This is a genomic window from Acidobacteriota bacterium, from assembly GCA_009838525.1.
GTDB lineage: Bacteria > Acidobacteriota > Vicinamibacteria > Vicinamibacterales > UBA8438 > VXRJ01.
Window position 1 is genome coordinate 316,519 of the sequence record VXRJ01000018.1, and the last position, 24,373, is coordinate 340,891.

The 24,373-nt window shown below is 67.3% G+C and carries 18 protein-coding genes; 12 read left to right on the forward strand and 6 right to left on the reverse strand.

Annotated elements, in window-relative coordinates; all coding sequences use genetic code 11:
- Nucleotides 1-89: 89 nt before the first annotated feature.
- From F4Y45_07325 to F4Y45_07350, 6 genes are all read left to right on the forward strand, one after another.
- Nucleotides 90-608: a redoxin domain-containing protein gene (locus F4Y45_07325; protein MXY24317.1), complete on the forward strand. Its 519-nt coding sequence runs from the start codon at nt 90-92 to the stop codon at nt 606-608.
- A gap of 28 nt (nt 609-636) precedes the next feature.
- Complete coding sequence (locus F4Y45_07330; protein MXY24318.1) at nt 637-1,491, forward strand: fumarylacetoacetate hydrolase family protein; 855 nt, start codon at nt 637-639, stop codon at nt 1,489-1,491.
- Nucleotides 1,492-1,496: 5 nt separating this feature from the next.
- A complete protein-coding gene (locus tag F4Y45_07335) occupies nt 1,497-2,744 on the forward strand; it encodes a thiol-disulfide isomerase (protein ID MXY24319.1) in 1,248 nt (415 codons plus the stop codon).
- A 121-nt stretch (nt 2,745-2,865) separates the two neighbouring features.
- A complete protein-coding gene (locus F4Y45_07340; protein MXY24320.1) occupies nt 2,866-3,480 on the forward strand; it encodes a HupE/UreJ family protein in 615 nt (204 codons plus the stop codon).
- A 27-nt stretch (nt 3,481-3,507) separates the two neighbouring features.
- Complete coding sequence (locus F4Y45_07345; GenBank protein ID MXY24321.1) at nt 3,508-4,080, forward strand: hypothetical protein; 573 nt, start codon at nt 3,508-3,510, stop codon at nt 4,078-4,080.
- A gap of 68 nt (nt 4,081-4,148) precedes the next feature.
- Nucleotides 4,149-5,162, forward strand: coding sequence for a hypothetical protein (locus F4Y45_07350; GenBank protein MXY24322.1), 1,014 nt, complete (start codon nt 4,149-4,151; stop codon nt 5,160-5,162).
- Between the two features lie 60 nt (nt 5,163-5,222).
- Here F4Y45_07350 and F4Y45_07355 read toward each other — a convergent pair whose 3' ends face one another.
- Genes F4Y45_07355 through F4Y45_07370 form a run of 4 tightly spaced genes read right to left on the reverse strand, consistent with a single transcriptional unit; the run spans nt 5,223 to nt 11,944 of the window.
- Complete coding sequence (locus F4Y45_07355; GenBank protein ID MXY24323.1) at nt 5,223-6,698, reverse strand: aminoacyl-histidine dipeptidase; 1,476 nt, start codon at nt 6,696-6,698, stop codon at nt 5,223-5,225.
- An 18-nt stretch (nt 6,699-6,716) separates the two neighbouring features.
- Nucleotides 6,717-7,652, reverse strand: a complete 936-nt coding sequence (locus tag F4Y45_07360; GenBank protein MXY24324.1) for a hypothetical protein — start codon at nt 7,650-7,652, stop codon at nt 6,717-6,719.
- A gap of 8 nt (nt 7,653-7,660) precedes the next feature.
- Nucleotides 7,661-10,795 carry an efflux RND transporter permease subunit gene (locus tag F4Y45_07365; protein MXY24325.1) on the reverse strand — a complete coding sequence of 1,045 codons (3,135 nt, stop codon included), beginning with the start codon at nt 10,793-10,795 and terminating at the stop codon, nt 7,661-7,663.
- A gap of 12 nt (nt 10,796-10,807) precedes the next feature.
- Nucleotides 10,808-11,944 carry a hypothetical protein gene (locus F4Y45_07370; GenBank protein MXY24326.1) on the reverse strand — a complete coding sequence of 379 codons (1,137 nt, stop codon included), beginning with the start codon at nt 11,942-11,944 and terminating at the stop codon, nt 10,808-10,810.
- A 136-nt stretch (nt 11,945-12,080) separates the two neighbouring features.
- Here F4Y45_07370 and F4Y45_07375 point away from each other — a divergent pair, with 136 nt between their 5' ends.
- The 6 genes from F4Y45_07375 to F4Y45_07400 all read left to right on the forward strand — a co-directional run bounded on the left by F4Y45_07375 (nt 12,081) and on the right by F4Y45_07400 (nt 22,114).
- A complete protein-coding gene (locus F4Y45_07375) occupies nt 12,081-15,290 on the forward strand; it encodes an efflux RND transporter permease subunit (protein ID MXY24327.1) in 3,210 nt (1,069 codons plus the stop codon).
- A complete protein-coding gene (locus F4Y45_07380; protein MXY24328.1) occupies nt 15,287-16,867 on the forward strand; it encodes a tannase/feruloyl esterase family alpha/beta hydrolase in 1,581 nt (526 codons plus the stop codon). The genes F4Y45_07375 and F4Y45_07380 overlap by 4 nt, the downstream gene beginning before the upstream one ends.
- The gene (locus F4Y45_07385) at nt 16,864-17,922 is read left to right on the forward strand and encodes a lipocalin-like domain-containing protein (protein MXY24329.1); all 1,059 of its coding nucleotides are present in this window, start codon (nt 16,864-16,866) and stop codon (nt 17,920-17,922) included. The genes F4Y45_07380 and F4Y45_07385 overlap by 4 nt, the downstream gene beginning before the upstream one ends.
- A complete protein-coding gene (locus F4Y45_07390; protein ID MXY24330.1) occupies nt 17,834-18,472 on the forward strand; it encodes a hypothetical protein in 639 nt (212 codons plus the stop codon). Before F4Y45_07385 ends, F4Y45_07390 begins: the two co-directional genes overlap by 89 nt.
- A 44-nt stretch (nt 18,473-18,516) precedes the next feature.
- Nucleotides 18,517-20,088 carry a long-chain-fatty-acid--CoA ligase gene (locus F4Y45_07395; protein MXY24331.1) on the forward strand — a complete coding sequence of 524 codons (1,572 nt, stop codon included), beginning with the start codon at nt 18,517-18,519 and terminating at the stop codon, nt 20,086-20,088.
- 70 nt (nt 20,089-20,158) lie between these two features.
- Nucleotides 20,159-22,114 (forward strand): pyrroloquinoline quinone-dependent dehydrogenase, encoded by a 1,956-nt coding sequence (locus tag F4Y45_07400; GenBank protein ID MXY24332.1) that lies wholly within the window; start codon nt 20,159-20,161, stop codon nt 22,112-22,114.
- Between the two features lie 58 nt (nt 22,115-22,172).
- Here F4Y45_07400 and F4Y45_07405 read toward each other — a convergent pair whose 3' ends face one another.
- Together F4Y45_07405 and F4Y45_07410 are read right to left on the reverse strand one after the other, a co-directional pair.
- Nucleotides 22,173-23,204 carry a hypothetical protein gene (locus tag F4Y45_07405; protein ID MXY24333.1) on the reverse strand — a complete coding sequence of 344 codons (1,032 nt, stop codon included), beginning with the start codon at nt 23,202-23,204 and terminating at the stop codon, nt 22,173-22,175.
- Between the two features lie 37 nt (nt 23,205-23,241).
- On the reverse strand, nt 23,242-24,312 hold the full coding sequence (locus F4Y45_07410; GenBank protein MXY24334.1) for a hypothetical protein: 1,071 nt from the start codon (nt 24,310-24,312) through the stop codon (nt 23,242-23,244).
- Between the last annotated feature and the right edge of the window lie 61 nt (nt 24,313-24,373).

Below are 24,373 nucleotides of genomic sequence, written 5' to 3' on the forward strand. Positions count from 1 at the left end.
AGATCATGACGGGCTGGCGCCGGTCTTGTGTACTGTTGGCGGCAGCGCTGCTGACGGGTTCTGTGTCGGCCGGCCTCGGCGCTGTCTCTGTGGCGCCGGCGAACGTGGTCGTTCCCGGGTTGGACGGAGCTCCGGTCGAGCCGCTCGCGCTGGCTGACGACATCGAGGCAACCGTCCTGCTGTTCGTCATGAGCGACTGTCCCATCTCGAACCGCTACGCGCCCGAGGTGCGGCGGATCCACGAAGCGTTCGGCGAGCGGACCGCCTTCTGGCTGGTCTACGTAGACACGCACCGGCCGGTTGCCGAGCTCGCGGCGCATCGCGAGTCATTCAGCTACCCGTTCGCCGCCGTCCGCGATGTGGAAGGCGCACTGGCCACGGCAGCGGGCGCCACCGTGACGCCGGAGGCGGCGGTCTGGGACGCGGCGGGGCGACTCGTCTACCGTGGGCGGATCGACGACCGGTTCGTCAGCTTCGGCGTGACGCGGGCCGCGCCGACGACGCACGATCTGCGCGGAGTTCTGGACCGGGTCGCGGCCGGGGAGTCGGTGCGGTTCACGGAGACCCGCGCCATCGGGTGCTACATCCCGGAAATAGTCGAGAAGTAATCGGAGTCGATCGAAGAGGAGAAGGACGATGAAGCGCATCAGTGTCGTGGCCGTGGTCGTGGCGGTGGCCGTGCTGGCCGGGGCCGTGGCTTCCGCTCAGGAAGTGACGAAGTACGTCCGCTACGAGCACGGCGGCAGCGTGTCGTACGGCGTGCTCGAGGGAGAGACGATCCACCAGCTCCGCGGCAACGTCTTCGAGTCGCCCGAGCGGACCGGCACGACCGTGCCCCTCGACGAGGTCCAGCTCCTCGTTCCGAGTGAACCGCAGAAGGTAGTGGCGGCCGGCCTCAATTACCGCAGCCATCTCGGCCAGGCGTCGCCGGCGGAATACCCGGGGCTTTTCGACAAGCACGCCACGTCGCTGGCGCCGCATGAGGCGACAGTCATCTACTACGAGGATGCCACCAACCTCCACTTCGAGGGGGAGATGGTGTTGATCATCGGCAAGACGGCCCGCAACGTTTCGGTCGAGGAGGCGCCCGACTACATTTTCGCGGTCGCCCCCGGCAACGACATCAGCGAACGGGTGTGGCAGAGCAACGACCTGCAGTGGTTCCGCGCAAAGGGGGCCGATACGTTCGGGCCGGTCGGCCCGGTGATGGCGCGCGGCGTAGATTACAACGACCTGCTGCTGCAGACCCGTGTCAACGGGGAAGTCCTGCAGTCGCAGCGGACGCGCGATCTACTGTTCGATTCGTCCACGCTGGTGAGCTACATCAGCCGCTACGTGACCCTCGAGCCGGGTGACATGATCTTCACTGGCACGCCGGGGACCACTTCGGCGATGCAGCCCGGGGATGTCGTCGAGGTGGAGCTCGAGGGAGTCGGCGTGCTCCGCAATACGATCGGCGAGAAGGGCGTCCGGCCCACGAACGAGGAATAACCGTCATGACGATCGCAAGACTCTTCGTTGCCTTGATACTGGTCGCCGTTTTCGTCGCGCCGGCCGCGGCGGAGGAGACGCCCACGTTTTCGAAGGACGTGGCTCCGATCCTCTACGAGCACTGCGTCGCCTGCCACCGAGCGGGCGAGTTCGCGCCGATGCCGCTCGTCACCTACGACGAGGCGCGTCCGTGGGCGCGCGCCATCCGGCAGCGGGTGGAGGCGCGAGAGATGCCGCCCTGGTACGCCGAGCCGGGCCACCAGGAATACTCGAACGACGCCAGCCTGAGCGACGAGGCCATCGCGATGATCGGCGCTTGGGTCGAAGGGGGCGCACCCGAGGGCAATCCGGCCCACCTTCCCGACGTGCCCGCGTTTCCCGAGGGCTGGACGATCGGCGAGCCGGACATCGTGTTGAGCATGCTGGCGCCGTACGATGTCCCCGCCGACGGGACGGTCCCGTATCTCTACTTCACGGTACCGACCAATTTCACCGAGGACAAGTGGGTGAAGGCGGTGGAGATCAAGCCGGGCGATCGTCGCGTCGTCCACCATGTCATCGCCACGCTGCAGCAGTCCGATCCCGCCGCGCCGCCGTCACCCGAGCCGACGCTGAGGCGGGACCGGCAGCGGCAGAGCGGATCGCTTGGCGGGACGACGCCGAACAAGCTGGGGAACGTCTACCCGGAGGGTGTCGCCCGGAAGATACCCGCGGGCGCCGAGATTGTCCTGCAGATGCACTACACGACGATTGGCGAGGCGACCAGCGACCAGACCAGCGTCGGCCTGATCTTTCAGGACGAACCGCCCACCCGGGCGGTGGGTGGCGGCCAGGTGATCAACGCGCGGTTCGTCATTCCGCCTGGTGCGGCCGATCATCAGGTGCGCGCCGAGCAGGTGATCGAGGAAGACACCTGGCTCACGACGATGAACCCGCACATGCACTCGCGCGGCAAGGACTTCACGTACACGGCGGTCTATCCGGACGGGACGGAGGAGATCCTGCTGCGGGTGCCGAACTACAACTTCGACTGGCAGCTTACGTACCGGCTGGCCGAGCCGAAGTTGCTGCCGGCGGGCACCAGGCTGGTCGGCGTCGCGCACTACGACAACTCGGTCAACAACCGGCACAACCCCGATCCGAGCGCCGAGGTGCGCTGGGGCGACCAGACGTGGGAAGAGATGATGATCGGCTTCTACGGCACGGAGGATCTCTCCGGGGCCACTGAACCGACCACGACCAGCGGTGGTTAAGCGCGGCTGGCGGAATCCGTTAGTGCGTCGTTCCTGGACCGGTGCGAGCCGGGCGGCGGCCGCGGCGCTACTCGTGGCGGCGGCGCTTGTCCTGCTGCCGGCCGGGGCGGCGGCGCACCCGATGGACACGCAGAACGCGGCGTTCGTCCAGGGGGTAGACGGGCCGGCGCCGGCGCCGTTCATGTACCTCGGCGCCAAGCACATGGTGACCGGCTACGACCATCTGCTCTTCCTGGTCGGCGTCATCTTCTTTCTCTACCGACTGCGCGATGTCGTCCTGTACGTAAGCCTCTTCACGCTGGGGCACAGCATCACGCTGCTCTTCGGCGTGCTTGGCCGGCTGGAGGTCAACGCCTACATCATCGATGCCATCATCGGGCTGTCGGTCTGCTACAAGGCGTTCGAGAACATGGGCGGCTTCGAGCGGGTGCTCGGCTTCCGGCCCAACACGAAGATGGCGGTGCTCATCTTCGGCCTGTTTCACGGCCTGGGCCTCGCCACCAAGCTGCAGGAGTTCACGGTGACCGACAACGGCCTCGTGGCGAACATCTTCAGCTTCAACGCGGGGGTCGAGATCGGACAGATCCTGGCCCTCACGGCCGTTCTCGTCGGGATTACCGCCTGGCGCATGCGCCCCAGCTTCGTGCGCCATGCCTTCGTGACGAACGCCGTGCTGATGGGAGGCGGCTTCGTGCTGACCGCGCAACAGTTATTCGGCTACGTCTTCTATCCGTGATTCCACGTGACCGCACCATCCTGAAGCATGCCCGACACCGCGCCACCGCCCGTATCGATCCGCAAGCTGGCTCTTGCCGCACTCGCGTCGCTGGTTGCGGCCGGCCTGGTCTTCGTGGGTGCGGTACTTCCCGCGGAGTACGGCGTGGATCCACTGGGGACGGGTGAGATCTTCGGGTTGCTGGCGCTCGCCCAGGTCGTGGCGGTCACGTCGGAAGAAGGCGAGTACCGGCTCGACACGGTGGAACTGCCGCTCGCGCCGGGGGAATGGGTGGAGTACACCTACCGCCTGGAGGAGGGCGCCGCCATGCTGTATACATGGCAGGCCACCGGGGCGGTGGAATACAACCTCCACAGTGCGCCGGATGGGGCGCCGCCGGGTTACGCAGAGAGCTTCGACTCCGCGGCAAGCGACGCCGCCACTGGCAGCTATATTGCGCCGTTTACGGGGATCCACGGGTGGTACTGGGAGAATCCCGGAACGTCGGAGGTGATGATCACCATGCACACCGCCGGCTTCTACCGCGATGCGCATGTCGTGCGCGCACGGGCGGATGGCTACCGTACATTGACCGACGTGCGCGGCAACCCGGTTGAGTAGGATCCCTCGGCGATAGGCGATCGTCGAGCATCAGGAAGGTAGATTCTGATCCGTTCTTTGGAGAGGTGATGCGTACGAGACTTGCAGTGACGGCGGCGGTGTTTCTGATGGTGACGATGGCCGACCCCGCCGCGGGCCAGGAGCGGGAAGCAAGCGCGCCAGCCGCGGCCTACCAGGCACCCCGCACGGCGGATGGCCAGCCGGATATTTCTGGCGTCTGGACGAACGACACGCTGACCTCGCTCGAGCGGCCCACCCGCCTCGGGGAGAAGGAGTTCTATACCGAGGAGGAAGCGGCGGAGATAGGCCGGCAGGGGCGCGAGTCGTACGATCGCGACGGTGCGCCGGGCGGGCGCCGTACGGTGGCGGGGCAGTTCGGCGGTGGCTACAACCGGTTTTGGAGCGACGTGCGCGACACCGTGGTGTACACGCGCCGGACGTCGATGATCGCCGATCCGCCAACCGGCCGCGTGCCGACCCGCCCGGAGGCGGAGGAACGCGCAAGATGGCTGGTGGAGAACCGGACGAACTCCCACGAGAACATGAGTCCGTACAGCCGGTGCATCACGCGCGGTATGCCCGGCTCGATGATTCCCAACACCTACAACGCCGGCAACCAGATCTTCCAGATCCCGGGTTACGTCGTCATCCTGTACGAGATGGTGCGGGAGCCGCGAATCGTCCCCCTCGACGGCCGGCCGCCGATCCACGCGAACATCGATCAGTGGATGGGTGATGCGCGGGGCCGCTGGGAAGGGGAGACGCTGGTCGTTGAAACGACGAACTTCACGGCCAAGGGGTGGATCACGCCGAACCAGAACGCCGGCCGCATGCACGGCGTGCCGGTGTCGACGGACCTGCGCCTGGTGGAGCGTTTCACACGCGTCGCCGAGGACCTCCTCGACTGGGAGGTCCGCGTCGAGGATCCGGAGGTCTACACGCAGCCGTGGACGCTGGAGTTGCCGCTGGAGCGCAATCCGGAATACATCCTCTACGAGTACGCCTGTCACGAGGGGAACCGCGCGGTCACCGGAATCCTGGGTGGCGCCCGCCACGTCGAGAGCACGACGGACGACCCCTGACGCGGTCGCTGCCTGGCGGGCGGAGTGGGGAAGGGCTCGCCGTCCGGAGGGGCGCCGAGTCTACTTCGCGTCTTCCTGCGCCAGGGCCGCAAGGGTCGCGGTCAGCAGCCCGTAGAAGCGGCCGACCGAGTCCACATGGACCCGTTCGTCGGGAGAGTGCGGGAACTCGATCGTCGGACCGAACGAGACCATGTCGATGCCCGGCGTCTTCTTGCCGATGATGCCGCACTCCAGTCCGGCGTGAATCGCCTTGACGTCTGGCTCGTTGCCCAACACTTCGGCATGAACTCGCCTGACGACGTCGAGTAGCGGCGAGTCGAGATTCGGCTTCCAGCCCGGGTAGGCGTTCCCTTCTTCCACCCGCGCGCCCGCCAGCTCGCCGGTCGCGCGGATGCGCCGCCGCAGCGCATCGAGGGCCGCGTCGACTGACGAGCGCGTGCTCGTGGTGATCACGATCGATCCATTGGAGCCGCCAACGGTGGCCAGGTTGTTGCTCGTTTCCACGAGGTCGGGGATGTCGTAGCTCATCGCGGCGACGCCGTGCGGCAGGCTCGTCAGGAGACGGAGTACGGTGGCGGTCGTTTCCGCACTCCACGGCGCGCCGTCGCGGGTCGACTCCGCGGACTCGTCGACCGAGAGCTCGATGCGCGGATCGGCGGGGCGAAATTCCGCCTGGACCGCCTCCATCTCGTTGCGGACGCTGGCGATGACGTCGTCGAGCACGTCTCCTTCGGCCACGATGGTCGCGAACGCCTCGCGCGGTATCGCGTTGTGGGCACTGCCACCCTGGATGCGCGCGAGGCGGAACGGCGTCGTCTGGTACGCCGACCACAGGGCGCGGGCCAGCAGGCCGATGGCGTTGCCTCGCTGCAGGTGGATGTCGCAACCGGAGTGGCCTCCCTTCAGGCCGGTGACCGCGAGAGCGGCGCGCCGGTCGGCGGCGCCTGCCTCCACGGTCTCGGCCGCGAGGGTCAGTCGCGTATCGCCGCCGCCGGCGCAGCCGACGTAAACGACCCCCTCTTCCTCGGAGTCGAGGTTCAGCAGCCGGCGCCCTTTCAGCAGTGAGGCATCCAGTTGCGCGGCGCCGGTCAGGCCGGTTTCCTCGTCGATCGTGAAGAGAAACTCCAGCGGGCCGTGCGTCAGGTCCGTCGCCTCCATGACGGCAAGCATCGCCGCGACCCCGATGCCGTTGTCCGAGCCCAGCGTCGTGCCGGTGGCGGTGACGTAGTCGCCCTTCCGCTGCGGCACGATCGCGTCGCTGCCGAAGTCGAACGCGACCTCGCGGTTCTTCTCCTGCACCATGTCGAGGTGTGATTGCAGAATCGTCACGTGCGCCGCCTCATGGCCCGGACTGCCCGGCTTGCGCACGACGACATTGCCGGCCGCATCGACGGCGTGGTCGAAGCCGATCCGGTCAGCGGCGGCAATCACGTGCCGGCGCATCCGCTCCTCGTCCTTCGAAACGCGCGGGATGGTCAGTATCGTGTCGAACTGGGTCCAGACGGCAATTGGTTCCAGGCTGGAAACAAACGTCATGCCATTCCCTCCGGGCGATCAGTCGATGCGTTGATAGTCGGCGTTGCCGAGGCGCCGGAACGGCCCGCCGTCAATGGAGAATTCTTCGGTCACCCGGAATGCCCGTTCCGACGTGAACGTGACCTGGCGTCGCATCTGGTACGTCCGGCCGTCCGCCTCGACCGGGCGCGTGACGAATTCGATGCCTATCGGGCTGCGCCAGTCGCCGACGCTCAGCAGCTCGATGCCGTTCGACAACTGTTCCTGCTGCACCAGCGTCTGGCTCTCGGGGTCGAAGCCGATAGAGAGTCGTTCCTCATAGGCTTCACCGAAGACCTCTCCGGTAACGGCGCCGTCCACCCAGGGCGCCTCGCCGCGCGGCGTGAAGACGACCTGGCCGCTCCGGGTCCCGATGCTGAGGGGCGGGTATTCGCCGCCGAGGTAGTCGAATCGCCAGGTGCCTGTGAAATAGCCGATCCGCTGTTCCACCTGCGGTTGCGGCACGTCGCTCCGCCGCCACAGGCGCAGTTCCACGTCGGCGGCGGTCCGCGCGGCGCCGGCGATCACCTGCTGCGTTCCGGTCAACTGGCGCCCGTCGTCGGCCAGCGTCAGGTCGTACCGCAGGATCAACGCTCCGAGACGGGTAACCACCTCGGCCTCCGCCACCACCGAGGCGTCGCCAATCTCGATGCGCGTAAGCGGAGCGTCGCGTCCCGGCTCGAAACCGGAGACGGTCCCGGCCCATGCGCCGTCCGCGTCGGTCAGGGCAAGCACGACCTCCGTCGTTGCGCCGTCCGCGCCTGTGGCCGTGCCTCGCCAGTTGCCGGTAAACGGACTGCCGTCCCCGCGCCCGGCCGGCTGCCCGGCCGCGGTCACTGCGGTGAGCACGGTGAGCGCCGCGAGCGCCAACCCCCGGAGCCCCCACGGGCCTGCCGCGCGCCCCGCCTGCGAACCATGCGCGCTGCATCCTGGCATCGGACGTACTACTCCGAGCCGCCCTCGGCGATCATCACCAGCGTCGGCAGAAGGAAGAGAATGAACGCGCCGGACAGCACCAGGCCACCCACCATGCTGACGACGAACGGCACGACGAAGACCAGGTCGTCGCTGCGCTCGTAGAGCAGGGGAGACAGCCCCAGGATGGTGGTCGCGCTCGTCAGGAACACCGCCCGGAAGCGGTGCCGCGCTGCCGCCGCCGCCGCCGCGATGGCCGGCAGCATTGCGTTCTCACGGCGAAGGGTGTTGTAGCGGTCCAGCAGCACCAGCGCATCGTTGACGATCACGCCGAAGACCGCGATCAGACCGAGCAGCGACATGGCGGTCAGATCCCATCCAAGCACCCAGTGCGCCAGCACCGCGCCGGCGAACGATATCGGGAACCCGGCCACGGCGACCAGCGGTTTCCAATAGCTCCGCAGAAACGCCGCCATGAGGGCGTACATGGCGATCAGCACGACGGGAACCAGAAAGCCGAGGGTTTCCAGCATGGCCCGCTCGTCCCGCACGCCGCCGGCAGGCTCTATCGTCAGGTCGGGGTGTTCCGCGAGCAGCTCCGGGATGATCTCCCGCTCGACCTGCCTCCGCGCCTGCAGGGGAGTGACAATCGCCGCGTCGGCTCGGGCTTCCACCGTCGCGGCCTGGTTGCCGTCGATACGCATCAGCGTCGCCTGCTCGCGGCTCTCGCTCAGATCCGCCACCACCGACAACGGCACTTCGCCGCCGCCGACCCGACGGACGCGTTCATTGGCCAGCTCACGCAGATTGCGCCGCCGCTCCCGCGGGTAGCGCACCACGACCTGGAGCTCTTCATGACCGCGTTGAATCCGCTGCACCTCCACGCCGTGGAATTTCGCGCGCAGCGCCGCCCCGATGGCGGTCGGCGTCAAGCCCGCCGCTTCTCCGGCCGGGGTCAGCTCGATCTCGAGGTGCCGCTTTCCGAGCGACAGGCTGTCGGCGATCTCGTAGATGCCCGGCATCGTCCCGAGATAGGACCGCAATTCGCCGGCCGCCGCACGCAGCACTTCCGCGTCGTCGTGCTTCAGCGCGTACGCGACGCTCGGTCGGGGTCGCACGCTCGTTCTCTGGAACTCCATCGTTTCCAGATGTGACAACTCCCCGATGTTCTCCCGCCAGACGCGTTCGATCTCTGCCGGCGAGACTTGCCGGGCCGGCCGCCCGTTGAGGTGGATCCGCACCCCGGCGAGATGGCTGCCGTTCGGTTCTTCCGTGCCCGTTCGCGACGAGACGACGTTGCCGGCGAGGATGCTGACCCCGGAGATCGATTCTCCGGGGAGTTGCTCGTTCATCGCGTGCGCGGCGGCCGCAACCTGCTCCGCGGCGGCGAGGGTGGTGCCGAACGGCGTGCCGGCCGGGAGACGCAAGTCCACCTGGACGTTCTCCGGAATGTTCATTTCCTCGTCGAAGAGGATGATCCGAACCACCTCGGAGCCCAGCAGCAACAGCGAGAACAGCACAAGCACGGCGCCGCCCGCGAGCATCGGCCAGACGTTCCGCACGGACCACGCCACCGCTGGCGCCACGGTGCGCTCCCGGAGTTGGTCCAGCCAGGCGCACACGCGAACCTGCAGGGCCCGCAGCGGTCCCAGGCTCCAGTTTCCGTCGTGCGAGAGATGGGCAGGCAGAATGAAGAACGCCTCGACCAGCGACACGGTGAGCACGAAGAACGCGACGTACGGAAAGACGTTCACGAACTGGGTGAGGGACGCGGTGACGAAGAGGAACGGCACGAACGCGAGGATCGTCGTGCACGCGCCGATGGTTATGGGCCCCACCACGGCCTTCGCGCCCGACGTGGCGGCCTCCGCCCCACGCTTGCCGCGGTCGCGTTCGGTAGCGATACTCTCGCCGACAACCAGCGCATCGTCCACGACCAGACCGATCATCAGGAAGAAGCCGAGCAGCGTTCCGATGTTCAACGTCAGGTTCGCCGGAGCGAAGAACGTCAGGGCGCCGACGAACGAGAACGGAATGCCGATCGCCATCCACGTCGCGGCGCGCAGGTCGAACACGAGCACGAGAAGCAGAAAGACCAGTATCGCGCCGGCCAGCCCGTTCCTCGCGACCGCCGACATCCGGTCGATGGCCGGCTGCGCCCGGTCGTTCCAGACGCCGATCGCGACGTCCTGTGGAGGTTCGTAGTCCGCGAGCCAGCTTCGGATGTCGTCGCCCATGTCGACGATCGACTGCCGCTCCGTGGCGTCGACGCGAATGAACACGGCCGGCGTGCCGTTGACCTCCGAGACGACGTCGTCCTCGACGAACCCGTCACGAATCTCCGCCACGTCGCCGAGCTTCACGATGGTCCCGTTCAACCGCGTGATGAGCGGAATGTCCTCGAACTCCTCGCCGATGCTGCGCTTGGCCACGGTGTGCAGCACCACCCCGCCCGACTCGGTGCGCAGCTCCCCGAACGTGAGGTTGAGGGAGGCGCGCTGCACCGCGGCGGATACGTCGGCGATGGACAGGTCGTTCCGGCGGAGCTCTTCCTCGCTGAGTTCGATCGCTATCTCCCGGTCCCGCGTGCCCCGGAGCGTCACGAGCGAGACCGACGGCAACCCCAGCAGCTCGTCGCGCACGTTCTCGGCCGCCAGCCGCAGCTCGTTCTCGCCGACAACCGAAGACGAGACGGCCAGCGTCATCGCTTCGATGGAGAGCTGCGCCAGCCTGATCTCCGGCTGTTCCGCGTTCAGCGGCGGGAAGTTCTCGATGGCATCCACCGCGTTCCGCACGTCGTTCAGGACCGAACCGGCATCCGCGAAGGTCGCCATCTCGATGTTGATCCGACCCACGCCCTCGGTGGCGGTGGCCACCACCCGCTCGACGCCCGCGAGACCGATCACGCTCTCCTCGACGCGGCGGTTGATGTCCTGCTCCACTTCCTGCGGCGATGACCCGGGCGACAGCACCGTCACGTGCACCATTCGCAGATCGATTTCCGGGAAGTTCTGAACCGCGAGCTGACAGCCGGACGCGACCCCGCCGGCGATGAGAACCAGCATGAGCAGATTGGCGGCGACCGGATTCCCCGCGAAGTAGGCGATCAGCCCCTTCCGCGCTTCGGCCGGCTGCGCAGCCCTGTCGGTGTCGGTGGAGGTCATGTTCAGGACTCCTCAGTTCACCGGCGACGCGGCGTCCCGCACCTCGACCTCCAGCCCTTCGCGGGCTGCGGGCAGCGCGCCGACGACCACGCCGTCGCCGGCATCGAACGCCTGCACGATCCAGCCGGCAGCCGTCCGTCCGAGGGTTGTCGGGGTGAATGCGCTCAGCAGGCCGTTCCGGACCACCCAGACGCTGTCACGCTCCTGCAGCACGGATTCCGGAAGCACGTATACGTCGTCGTAGGCCGGTCCCTCCAGGTCGATCTCCACGAACGTGCCGGGCGCCGGCAGCGAGTCCATGGGCTCATCCTCTGCGAACTTCAGGAACACCGAGGCCAGGCGGGTCTTCGGAGCGATCACCGAGGAGACGCGCACCACCCGTGCTCGCCACGTCCCCATCTCTCCGACGACGCGCGCCGTGCGGCCGATCACCGGATCCAGGTATTCCAGATCCCGCGGCTCGATCGGCGCGTCCACCTGCAGCGCACCGAGCCGATAGACGGCGCCCAGACGAGACGCAGCGCCGCCGACCTCCTCCGCCGGCCCCACCAGCTCGCCGACCGCGACATCCGCGTTGATCACCCGGCTGGCGTACGGGTAGGAAATGTTCGTGCGCGCGAGATGCAGCTCCGCCAGCTTGAGATCGGCCTCCGCCCTCAGGAGCCGCGCCTCGGCCTCCTCCAGCGCGAAGGCCCGGGCGCCGTCCCCGCCCCGGGCCTTTTCGGCCGCCAGTTGCGCATCGGCCTCGCGGACGGCCATTTCCGCTGCCTCCACCTGCAGCTCGAACTCGGCCGGATCGACGCGGATGAACGTCTCGTCCGCGGAGAGCGACCCGCCATTGGCGAAATTCGGCGAGACCCAGGCAACGCGGCCGGCGACCTCGGACGCCACGTTCACCGTGTCTTCGAGACCCACGGTGGCGGTCAACTCGACGGTCAGCGCCTGATCCGTCGACTCCGGGCGAATTACCGGGACCGTGGGCCGGACGCTCTCAGCCGTGAGGTCGGAGACCGGGCCCCGCTCGACGCGATCGGGCGCCCGCGCAAAGAGCAGGGCCATCACGATCGCGCCGAGGACCAACGCCAACTGCAGATAGCCGCGCCAAGCGGGCGGGTCGGTCTGATTCGTGTCGTACGGTTCTTCTGGCATGGCTTCTTCCTGTACTGGACCGCGTGACTCTCACTAGTCGGCCGGGGTCTAGCACGCCGATCCCTGCGCCCGGCCACCATATCATTACAAGTCGCGTCAAGAGACAGGTCCGGATCATTCGACGAGGAACATCAACGTGAACCGCGCGGTCTTGTGGCTTGCGGGCAACCCGGTCGCCGCCAATCTCCTGATGGTCCTGATCATCGTGAGTGGCCTGATGGCCGCCAGGACGATCACGGTGGAGGTCTTTCCCGAGGTGGAACTCGACCGGATCAGCATCCGTGTGCCCTACCTGGGGGCGGCGCCCGAGGAAGTCGAGTCCGGCGTCGTCGTCCGGATCGAAGAGTCCATTCAGAACATCGACGGCATCAAGGAGATCGTGTCTACGGCGTCCGAGGGCGGCGCCTCGATAATCGTGGAGCTCGAGCTGGGCGCAAACCAGCAGCAGGTGTTCCATGAAGTAACCAACAACGTCCAGGAGATCTCGACGTTCCCCGTCGAAACCGAGAGGCCGATCATCCGCGAGTTGGTCACCCGGAGCAAGGTCATGGACATCGCCGTCTCCGGCGACACGGACCTTGCCGCGCTGAAGGCGGTCGCCGAGCGGGTACGCGATGGACTGGTTGCCATGCCGGACGTCAGCCAGGTCGAGATCGGCAGCGTGCCCAACTACGAGATCTCCATCGAGGTGTCGGAGGCAGCCCTGCGCCGGCACCAGATCACGTTCGACCAGGTCGCGAACGCCGTCCGGCGCTCGTCCCTGGATGTGCCAGGCGGCTCGCTGCACCCCGACCGCGGCGAAATCCTGCTGCGCACGGTCGGGCAGGCGTACCGCGGCGCGGAGTTCGAAGACCTCGTGTTCTGGACCCGGCCCGACGGGAGCCGGCTGTTTCTGAGAGACGTGGCAACGGTGGTCGACGGCTTCGCGGAAACCGATGAACAGGCCCGTTTCGACGAAGTCACGGCCGTTACCGTCTCGGTTTACCGGGCCGGGGAGGAAAGCGCTCTCGACGTCGCGGTGGCGGTGCGCGACTACGCCGAGCGGGCCAGGCTCTGGTTGCCGGAGGGGATCACCTTGACCGTCTGGCAGGACGAATCGCAAGCCCTGTCGGACCGATTGGCGATCATGCTGAACAACGGCGCCATGGGGTTCGTGCTCGTATTCGTGGTGTTGAGCCTGTTCCTCCGAATGCGTCTCGCATTCTGGGTCAGTTTCGGGATACCAATCTCGTTCCTCGGCGCGATCGCCGTCATGCCGAACCTGGACATGACCATCAACATGGTGACGTGTTTCGCGTTCATCCTGGTGCTCGGAGTGCTGGTCGATGACGCGATCATGGTGGGCGAGAACATCCACCGTCACCAGGAGGGACACGTAGATGGCCTGCGGGGCGCCGTGGCTGGCGCGCAGGAGATCGGGAAACCCGTGATCTACGCCGTCCTGACGACGGCGGCGGCTTTCCTGCCCCTGATGTTCGTACCGGGCGCGTTCGGGAAGATCTTCCGCATCATTCCGCTCGTCGTGATTCCCTGCCTGCTCTTCTCGCTGATCGAATCGCTCGGCATCCTGCCGGCTCATCTGGCGCACATCCGCCGGACGGGCCGACCAGGTCCGTGGAGCCGTTTCCAGCGGCGCCTTTCCGGGGGGCTGACGTGGTTCGTTCAGAGGGGCTATGAACCGGTCCTGGAACAAGCCCTCCGGTGGCGCTATGTCACCGCCGCCGTCGGCCTTTCCGGCCTGCTGTTGACGGTTGGCGTCGCCCTGGGCGGCTGGACCAGTTTCCGTTTCTTTCCGTCGATCGAGAACGAGTTCATGAGCACTGCCGTCACGATGCCACTCGGCACGCCGGCGGAAGTGACGTCGGAGGCCATCGGGAGGTTCGAGTCCGGCGCCGCGCGACTTCGCGCCAGGTTGCAGGAAGAGACCGGCACGGACTACTTCAGGCACGTGGCGACGGTCATTGGTGAGCAACCCTCGCAGTCGACGGGCGGACGGCTGGGAGACATCGGCCTGTCGGATGGCGCGGACGCCCACCTGGGCGAGGTCACCATCGAGCTGGCGCCGGCGGAGTTGCGAACGTACTCCAGCGAGCAACTCGGCGCGATGTGGCGGGAGGAGACCGGTCCGGTTCCCGAGGCGGTGGCGATCGAGCTCGACACATCGCTTCTGGACCCGGGCGAGGACCTGGACGTGCAACTGTCCGGACCCGATCTGGAGCAACTGCGCGCCGCGGCCGACCGCATCAAGGAGCGCCTGCGCACGTATGGCGGCGTCTATGCGATCTCCGATTCACTACGTACCGGAAAGGAGGAGATGCGGTTGGACATCCGCCCGCCGGCGGAGATCCTCGGGCTTACGCTGCAGGACCTGGGCAACCAGGTCCGTCAGGCGTTCTACGGCGAGGAGGTGCAGCGGATCCAGCGCGGGCGGGAGGACATACGCGTCATGGTGCGCTATCCCCGTGATGAGCGGCGATCCGTCGGCGATCTGGAGAACCTGCGCATCCGGACCCCGGACGGCGGGGAAGTGCCATTCGGTCTGGTCGCGCGGGCGGAGTCGGGACGAGGCTTCGCGTCCATCCGGCGGGTCGATCGAAACCGCTCAGTGAACGTGACCGCGTCGGTCGACCCGCAAGTCTCGTCGGCGTCGGACGTGATCGCCGACCTGGAGGAGCGAATCCTCCCGGAGATACTGACGGGCTTTCCGGACGTCTTCTACAGCTTCCGGGGAGCCCAGGCGGCACAGGAGGAGTCGGTGGAGGCCCTGCGAACGGGTTTCGTCCGGAGCGTTATCCTGATCTTCGCCCTGCTTGCGATCCCGCTGCGTTCCTACGTGCAGCCGTTCATCATCATGGGAGCGATTCCGTTCGGTATCGTCGGGGCGTTCTGGGGGCACCTGGTGATGGGGATCGACGTCACGGCCATGTCGTTCTTCGGGTTCGTCGCCCTGACCGGCGTGGTCGTCAATGACAGTCTGGTCATGGTCGACTTCATCAACCGGGAGCGGAAACCCCGTGACGGGGCCGATCCGGCCGAGCGCTCCACACCAGTAGGTCAACCCGCCGCCAGCGGATTGGAACAGGCTATCCGGCGCGCCGGCAGCCACCGTTTCCGTCCCATCCTGCTCACCTCGCTGACTACCTTCGCCGGCCTGGTCCCCATGATGTTGGACCGCAGCCTGCAGGCCGCCTTCTTCATTCCGATGGCGGTTTCGCTGGCCTTCGGCGTGATGTTCGCCACGTTCGTCACGCTGCTGCTGGTACCGATCGCCTACCTGATCCTCGACGATCTGCAGCGGCTGCCGCGGCGTCTGCTCGCATCGGCGGGAATGGTCCGGGAGGGATGACAACCCCTGTGCCATACTGCCGTATGCGCCGTTGTGCCGGGCTGCTAGCCGTCGTTTTCGCCGCCGTCGGCCTCGGCTGCCAGAGCGCGCTCCCTGCCGCGGACAGCGGGGGATCAGCTTCGGAACCGGGCGGGTGCCGCACGTTTCTTTCCCGCACCGACTTCGACGTCACTGTCATGAACGCCGAGCTGATCAACGCTGGTACACCGGCCGAGTATTGCTGGGTCGACGCGATGATCCGCCCGAACATCCGGTTCGCGGCGAGCCTGCCGACCGACTGGAACGGCCGCTTCGTCATGCGCGGAGGGGGCGGCTACGCGGGGCAACAGCCGGTGAAGGGCCGTGACGACCCGCTGCGCGACGAGGGTTACGTGACCGCTTCCACCGACACCGGCCACGACGCGGCCCGCTTTCCGCTTGCCACGTTCGCGTACAACAACCGCGATGGCGAGATCGACTATGCCTACCGGGCGGTCCACCTGACGGCGGTCGAAGTCAAGGAGTTAATCGCCGAGTACTATGGCCGCCCCGCCGACTACAACTACTGGCTCGGGTGCTCGACCGGTGGCCGCCAGGGACTGATGTCGGCCCAGCGTTTCCCGGAGGACTTCGACGGCATCGCGGCCGGCGCGCCGGTCCTCGACTTCACCAACACGCAGATCGGAGGCATCTGGTTCTCGCGGGCGATGCGGGAGCACCCGCTCAGCCTGGAGCAGATCGCCAGCGTCGGCGAGGCGATCTATGCCCGCTGCGATGCCGTCGACGGCCTGGAGGATGGTCTGATCGACGATCCGCGCCAGTGCGATTTCGATCCCGCGGTCGACTACCCGGCATGCGACGGCGCCGACCGTGACGACTGCCTGACGGCGGGGCAGCGCCAGACTCTGGCGAAGATCTACGGCGGCGTGGTCAGCCGCGGAGAGCCGTACTTTCCGGGCCAGCCGCTCGGAGCGGAACTGGGGGATCCGCTCGGCTCTCCCGCCGCGCGCGTCAGCGGCTGGGGACGCTGGTTCGTCGATCCATCGAGCAACACGCCGCTGCTGGAGACGTTCGGCGTCACGTTCATGCGGTACATGGCGTTCACCCGGGATGATCCCGACTGGTCGCTCGATCAGTTCGACTTCGACGAAGATCCCTATCGCATGGACGCCATCCGGGGGATCCTCGATGCGACCGACCCTGACCTGTCGCGATTCAGTGCCGCCGGCGGCAGGATGATCACCTATCACGGCTGGTCGGACACCGCCCTCAATCCGATGATGGCGGTCAACTACTACGAGGACGTGCTGGCTACCACGCCCGGCGCGAAGGACGTCTATCGTCTGTTCATGGTGCCGGGGATGTTCCATTGCGCGGGCGGTCGCGGGATCACGCACATCGACCCGCTGCCGGATCTCGTGGAGTGGGTGGAAGCGGGGACGGCGCCGGCGCGGCTGGTGGGGCAGCGCGTCGACCGAGACGGCAACGTGCTGATGACGCGCCCGGTCTGTTCGTATCCCGAGGTGGCGCGCTACACCGGAACCGGCGACGCCAACGACGCTGACAGCTTCGTCTGCCAGCCGCCTCCGGAAGGATGACGATGGCGTTTGCATGCTGGCGCGGCGGGGCGTGCACCATCCTCGTGGTTGCCGCGTTCGTTGTGGCCGGTTGCGGCGCGGCGGATTCCGGCGCGGTTGCCGACGCCGACGCGGCCGCGGAGGCGGTAGACCCACGCGAGCAGTTCGCAGGGACCTGGCGTCTCGTGCGCACCGAACGCTACGACCAGCGCGGCGAGCCCCTCTCCGACCTGATGCACCCGACGATTGGCTTGGCCGACGTGCTCGGCTACCTGATGTACGACGGCGACCGGTTCGGGCGGATCGTGCAGCGCGTGGATCGATCGGCGGAGGATATCCAGGCCGCCCTCGAAGGGTACGAGGCGTACTTCGGCGCTTATGAAGTGCGCGAGGCCGAGGGCTACGTCAGGTACCGGATCGCCGGCAGCGTGAACCCGCGCCTGACCGGCACCGAACTGGAGTCGTTCTACGAATTCTCGGGCGGGCAACTGGTTCTGACTCCCGGCCTGCGGTGTCCCGACTCCTACGTCGCGCGTAACGGCTGCGCCTACGGCACGACGGGCATTCAACTGCGCCACTTCTGGGACCGCGTGGCTCCGTCGCAGGAGTCGGGGGCGGCAGCGGAGCCGTTCCATGGGTTCTGGGCGATCGACCGCTTGGAGCGGCAGTCGCTCGATGGTGGTGACCTGTCGGCCAACCAGTACGCCGACGGCTACTTGGCGTACATGCCCTCCGGCCAGATGGCGGTGCAATTGATGCGCCCCGATCGCCGCCGCTACGAAGGGCCGCGCCCGACGGCCGCGGAGGCAGAAGCGGCGATGGAGACCTACGCGAGCTACTTCGGTCCGTTCAGCCTGGAGCCGGGCGAGGACGTCGTCGTGCATCACCGCGCCGGTCACCTCGATCCGGACCAGGTGGGCACCGACGCGCGCCGCGCCTTTGCCTTTCGCGACGGCCAGCTTGTCCTCCAGCCGCCTGTGTCGACCGATGCCGAGGGGCGTGAGGTCCAGACCTCGGTGTACTGGAACCGGGTCAGCGCGCGCGATTCCGCTGCTGTCGCGCCGACCCGTGACTAACCTCGGCGGGCTGCCATACAATGCCCTGCCGGTTGGAGACAGCCTGTCGCCGCGTGGCGACGAAGGAGGTTCAGTGATGCGTACGTTCATGCTTGCCGTCATCATCAGCTTCGGTTTCGTCGGTCTGGCCAGCGCCCAGGGATTCGAGGGGCCGTGCGGCCCGAAGGGCCAGTTGCCGTCGGAGTATTCCAACAACGTCGGCGACGGAGCCCGCTGCTTCGAGTTGCGCATGTACACCGTCGACCATTCGCGGGTCGGTCAGGGCGACTTCGAGGGGGGCATCGACGAGCTTCACCAGCGTTTCCGCGAAGAGGAAGTCGCTATTTTCGAAAAGCACGGCGCGGAAGTGGTCGCGGTTTGGCAGGATCTCCAGAAGCCGGACACGCTAGTCTGGATGCTGGCGTATCGCGACTGGGAGCACCGCCAGGACGTGTGGGCCAAGTTCCGTGACGATCCGGCGTGGGACGCGCTGCTCGCGAAGTACAACGTGCCGATTCAGCGACCGGTCGTCTACTACATGAGCGCGACCGACTACTCCCATCTGAAGTAGGCGCGTCGGCGCGCGCCGGCGCGGTCCGCTTCCGCCGATCAGCCGTGGAAACGCCACTGACGCCGCTGGAGTTCAAGCGTCGCGCCCTCGGTTTGTACGCTGGCCGGGAAGCGGTCGTCGACGGAGCGCTGCGGCTGACCTACGCTGACCTCTTCGACCGCTGCGACCGGTGGTCCGCTGCGTTGCAACGCCTCGACGTCGGCAAGGGCGACAGGGTCGCCTATATCTCGCCGAACACGCACGCGCAGCTCGAGTCGTTCTATGCCGTGCCTCAGCTTGGCGGGGTGCTGGTCCCGATCAACTTCCGCCTCACGCCGGAGGAAATCGCGTACATCATCCGACACAGTGGTGCGAAGGTGGTATGCGCGGCCGCCGAGCACGTCGAGGCGGTCAACGGCATCCGGCCGGATTGCCCGGCGGTGGAGCATTGCGTCGCGCTCGAGGGGCCGCAGGAGGGATGGCTCGACTACGCGGCGCTCATCGACTCGGAGGCGCCGGACTTCGAGTCGCCCGCGATCGACGAACGCGACCTGCTGACGATCAACTACACCAGCGGCACGACGTCGCGTCCCAAGGGGGTGATGATCACCCACCGCAACGCGTACATGAACGCAGTCGGCTCGCTCATTCACTGGCCGATGACGGTTGGGGCCCGGTACCTGTGGACGCTTCCGATGTTCCATGCGAACGGATGGACGTTCACCTGGGTCGTCACCGCGGCCGGCGGCACGCACGTCTGCCTCCGGGCCGTCGATCCGGTGAAGGCGTTCGGCTTGATGCGTGATGAATCGGTGACGCATCTCTGCGCGGCGCCAACTGTGTTGATCATGCTGGCGAACGCGCCTCCCGACGTGCGGTCGGCAGCCCCCGAGGGGGTGCGCGTCCTGACCGCCGGCGCCCCGCCGGCCGCGGCGACCATTCAGCGGATCGAGGGCGAGCTGGGATGGACGTTGCAGCATGTCTACGGGCTCACGGAGACGGCGCCGCTCATTACGGTCTGCGAACCACGCCCGGAACACGCGGAGCTGCCGCTCGAGGCACGCGCCACGATAAAGGCCCGCCAGGGGGTGGAGCTGATCACGTCCGGCGAGCTGCGGGTGGTGGACGACGATGGCAACGACGTTCCGCCCGACGCGGCGACGCTCGGGGAGATCATCGTCCGCGGCAACGTGGTGATGGCGGGCTACTACGACGACCCGGAGGCCACCGCCACCGCGATGCGCGACGGCTGGTTCCACAGCGGCGACGCCGCGGTGGTCCATCCTGACGGGTACGTCGAGATCCGCGACCGCTTCAAGGACGTCATCATCAGCGGCGGCGAGAACATTTCCTCCGTCGAGGTGGAAGGCGTCCTGATGCGCCACCCGGCGGTGCTGGAGGTCGCCGTCGTCGGCGTGCCGGATCCCCAGTGGGGTGAGACTCCGCATGCCTTCGTCGTTCCCGCTGTTGACGCAGCGGTCACCGGGGAAGAGCTCATCGCCTGGGCCCGCGACGAGATGGCGCACTTCAAGGTGCCGCGCCACGTGACGTTTACCGATCAGTTGCCGAAGACGGCGACCGGGAAGATACAGAAGTACGTGCTGCGCCAGGGCCGGTCGGCCATCGGCCGGCAGTGATCCGCGTTCGCACCGAGCCGCGGTCGGCATCGTGTTCCGGGGCTGCCCGGGACAGGCCGGGGAGGTCGAGATGAGACGTATGCGATCCGCTCCGCCGCTCTGTCTGCTGGGGATGGCGGTTGCGCTGGTGGTGGTGGCTGCGGGTGCGGCTCTGGCGCAGGACCGGGCCGGGGAGTCGGTGGAGTGGCCTTTCGTCGGCGGTGATGCCGCGAACACTCGATTCTCCGCGGCGGGCAGACTGACTCCGGACAACGTCGACGAGTTGCAGGTGGCTTGGACCTGGCGTCCGGCGGACCGGCCTCGGGAGGAGTTCGGCACCGTGCCGGGCAGCTTCACGAGCACGCCGATCATGGTCGACGGCACCGTCTACGTCAGCTCGAACTACAACCGGGTCGCGGCGCTGGACGCCGAAACGGGCGCGGAACGCTGGGTCTTCGATCCGCGGGCCTACGCGGACGGCATGCCCGCGCTGGGAGGCGGCTTCCGTCATCGCGGAGTGACGTTGTGGCGTGACGGCGAGGATCTCCGGATCTTCCTGGCGAGCCGCTACCGCCTCTTCTGTCTCGACGCGGCAACCGGCGACGTCGTGACGTCTTTCGGCGACAACGGCGTGGTGGATCTGAGCCAGGACCTGATCTGGCCGATCGATCGCAGCCACTTCGAGTTCAACGCCGCCCCGGTGATCTACAAGGACCTGGTGATCGTCGGCAGCGCGGTCGGCGATCGCGTCATCTATCCGCGTACTCCCCCGGGTGACGTGCGCGCGTACGACGCGCGCACCGGTGCACTGATCTGGAGCTTCCACACCATTCCCCAGGAGGGCGAGTTCGGGAGCCAGACCTGGGAGAACGAAGCGTGGCGCCATACCGGCGCGACCAATGTCTGGGCCGGCGTGACCGTCGACGAGGAGCGCGAGCTGGTGTTTCTCCCGGTCGGCAATCCGACGAACGTCTACTACGGTGGACAGAGGCTGGGTGACAACCTCTTCGCGGAGAGCCTGGTCGCCCTCGATGCGAATACGGGCGAACGGGAGTGGCACTTCCAGATCGTCCACCATGGAGTCTGGGACTACGACCTGCCCACGCAGCCGATGCTGACCCCGATCACCGTCGATGGCCGGCGCATCGAAGCTGTCGTCCAGCTTACGAAGCAGGGCCTCGTTTTTGCTTTCGATCGCGTGACGGGTGAGCCGGTCTGGCCGATCGAGGAACGCCCGGTGCCGCAGAGCGATGTGCCCGGCGAGCGGACGGCGGCGACGCAGCCGTTTCCCACGCGGCCGCCTTCGCTGCTGCCCACCCTCGGCATGACGCCGAACGACGCGTTCGATCTGACTCCGGAACTGCAGTCCGCGGCGCAGGCGGCGATGGAGGCGTTCCGGACCGGGCCGCTCTACACGCCGCCCAGTCTGGAAGGGTCTCTCGTGCGGCCAAGCGGCGGCGGCGTGGTCAACTGGGGCGGCGGGGCGTTCGACCCGGAATCGGGACTCCTCTACGTCAAGTCCTCCAACGTGTCGGGCTTGCAGCGCCTCGTGAAGTTCGACCCGGAGACGACGACCAATCCGTTCGCCGACACCACGGACCCCGACTATGTCGGCTACGACGCCGACCTGGGCGGGCGGGCCACGTTCGAGGACGGCATTCCGCTGAACAAGCCGCCGTACGCCTACCTCGTGGCTCTCGACCTGAGTACCGGCGACATCGCGTGGCGGGTTCCCTTCGGCCGGGGCAGCGACCGTCTGCGGGCCCATCCGGCTCTGCGGGGCGTCGACGTCCCGGACCGGTTGGGCACGCCGGGCGCTCCCGGTTCCATCGTCACCAGGGGAGGGCTGGTGTTCGTCGGCGGCGGCGAGGACGCCCTGTATGCCTTCGACAAGCGCACGGGGCGCGAAGTCTGGTCGGCGCCGCTCACGGAGCGCTCGGCGGCAACCCCGATGACCTACCAGACCGCCGGCGGGCGCCAGTTCGTGCTGATCGCGACCGGCTCCGGAGCGAATCAGGAACTCGTGGCGTTCGCGACGCCGGACTAGCAGCCCTTCCGGCGGGTGGGAACTCGCCGGCGCGAGACTTCCGAGTCGCCAGGGCGCACTAGCGGCCGCCGGCGGCGTCTTCCGCCCGCGAGCCCGCCAGCATGTTCGTCAGCCCGTAGTTGCCTTCGTGGCAGGCGTACTCGAAAACCGGGCCCTCGGCGCGCCACATCGGAAGCGATCCGCTCCACGGCCGGGTCCAGACGTTGGGATCCGTAACTGTGAACTCGTAGTCGAGCGTGTCGCCGTCGGCGCGCCGGAAGCGCTCGATGACGTGCAGATCCTCGGTCAGATTCGCGTTGAAGTTCCGGATGAACGCCTGGTTGTTGAAGTGGGTCGTTTCCACGATGAGGGTGTCGCCTTCCCAGCGGCCGCGTGAATCGCCCGCGAACTGCCGGATCGCCGGATCGATGTGCGGGCGGCCGTCGAGGGCGATGAAACGCACGTCATGGATGTGCTCCTGGAGAATCGCCACCCACGATGGCGTCTGCACGATCTGGTAGTGGTTGTTGTAGGCGGTGGGGAAGGACGGTATTCCGCGGTACCAGAGGCAGCGGTCGCCGCCGTCGAGTTGATCGTAGTGGTCGGTCGGCAGGCGACCACCCCGGACGTCCGCCAGGCGCGCCGCTTCCGGCGACGCGAGCCACGCGGCGACGGCCGGCGTCGGCTCGGGCAGCCGTCCGTTCGGCGGATCGGTGACGATGGACGTGCGGCGGGTCGCGACCACGGTCGTGCCCCGTTCCATCCAGAAGTTGTTGTACGAGCCGGGCGCGCCATCGACGCCCCGGTCGACGTTACCGCTCGGATCCGCTTCCGTGCGCAGTGCGGGCCGGCCGGCCAGGTCCGCGTTGCGGTCGGCGTTGGTCTGCTCGATGTCGGCCGCTTCCTCTTCGGTCAGGAACTCGCGATCCGCCAGATGTTCGGGACGCTGGAACGGCGTAAGCGTCGAGTTATTCCAGATCCCCTGCAGATCGGGGTCGCCCCAGGGCGTACGAAGTGACGATTCGGCGGCCGATTGCCCGTTCGCCGCCAGGGGCGTCAGCGCGAGACAGGCGATCAGGACCGAAACCACGGTCCGCTGGCGCTTGGTCATTGCAATCCTCCCGCCTCGGAAAGCCGGGGGAAGCGGACTAGCGGCGCTCGCCCGCGGCTTCCTGGGCTTCGATGTTGCGGTAGATCTCCAGGATGTGCCGGATGTCGTAGTTGCCTTCGTGGCAGGCGTACTCGTACATCGGGCCCTCGGTCGTTACCATCGGGATCTCGACGCTCCACGGCACGTTCCAGGTAGCCGGATCGGTCACCGTCCACTCATAGCGGATCTCGGTGTCGGAGACACGGGTAAAGCGCTCGACGGCGCGCAGTTGATCGCTCGAACCGCGCCATCGGCCCTTGTCGTTGTAATGCGATGTCTCCACCACGAGGGTGTCACCGTCCCAGCGGCCGCGCGAGTCGCCCGGGTACAGCCGGATCTTGTCGGACATCGGCGGCAGTCCGTTGGTCGGGATGATCCGCGGGGGGTTCGTGTTCAACTCCGTGAAGATGACGACATAGTCCTCGGTCTGGAAGATCTGGTGGATGTCGTTGTAGGCGGGCGGCAGCATCGGGGGTCCATTGTGAGGCCAAACGAGGCATCGTTCGGCCAGTGGCCGCAGCTCGTGGCCGTCGAACTGGCCGCGCCCCTCCCGCGCCGCGCGACGCTCGCTCGCACGCTGCTCCGCCTGTGCGTTCGTCGGCGGGATCCGTCCGTTCGGCGGGTCGACGACGAGGGAGGTCCGACGCGTCGAGAGTCCCTTGGGAACCGGTGTCCGGAGCCAGAGTTCGTTGTCGTAGTGGATGTAACCCGTCCTGTCCCGGTTTTCCTGATAGAGCACCTGGTCGCGCTCCTCCGGATCCTCGATGTTGATCGCTCCGCCGGCCAGCGGGTCGACCCCCTCGGCCGTCAACTGGGCCTGGAGCTCCGCCGTTTCCTCCTCGGTGAAGAACGCCTTGTCGGCGAGGTGCTCCGGCCGCTGCAGCGGGGTAAACGTCTGGGTGGTCCAGAATCCCTGCAGGTCGGGGCGTCCGTCCGGCATCCTCGGCGGCTCGTAGGCCGTCGAGGCGTCAGCATCCTGCGCCTGCGTCTGCCCCGTTGCCGGTAAGGCCTGCGCCAGCAGTCCGATCGCCACGATGACGGCGAACGCCACAAGACGTGGGTAAGTCATCTGTTCCTCCCGCCCGGCCGATCCCCGCCATGATCGCCCAGTCGCCACGGTTTTGCAAACA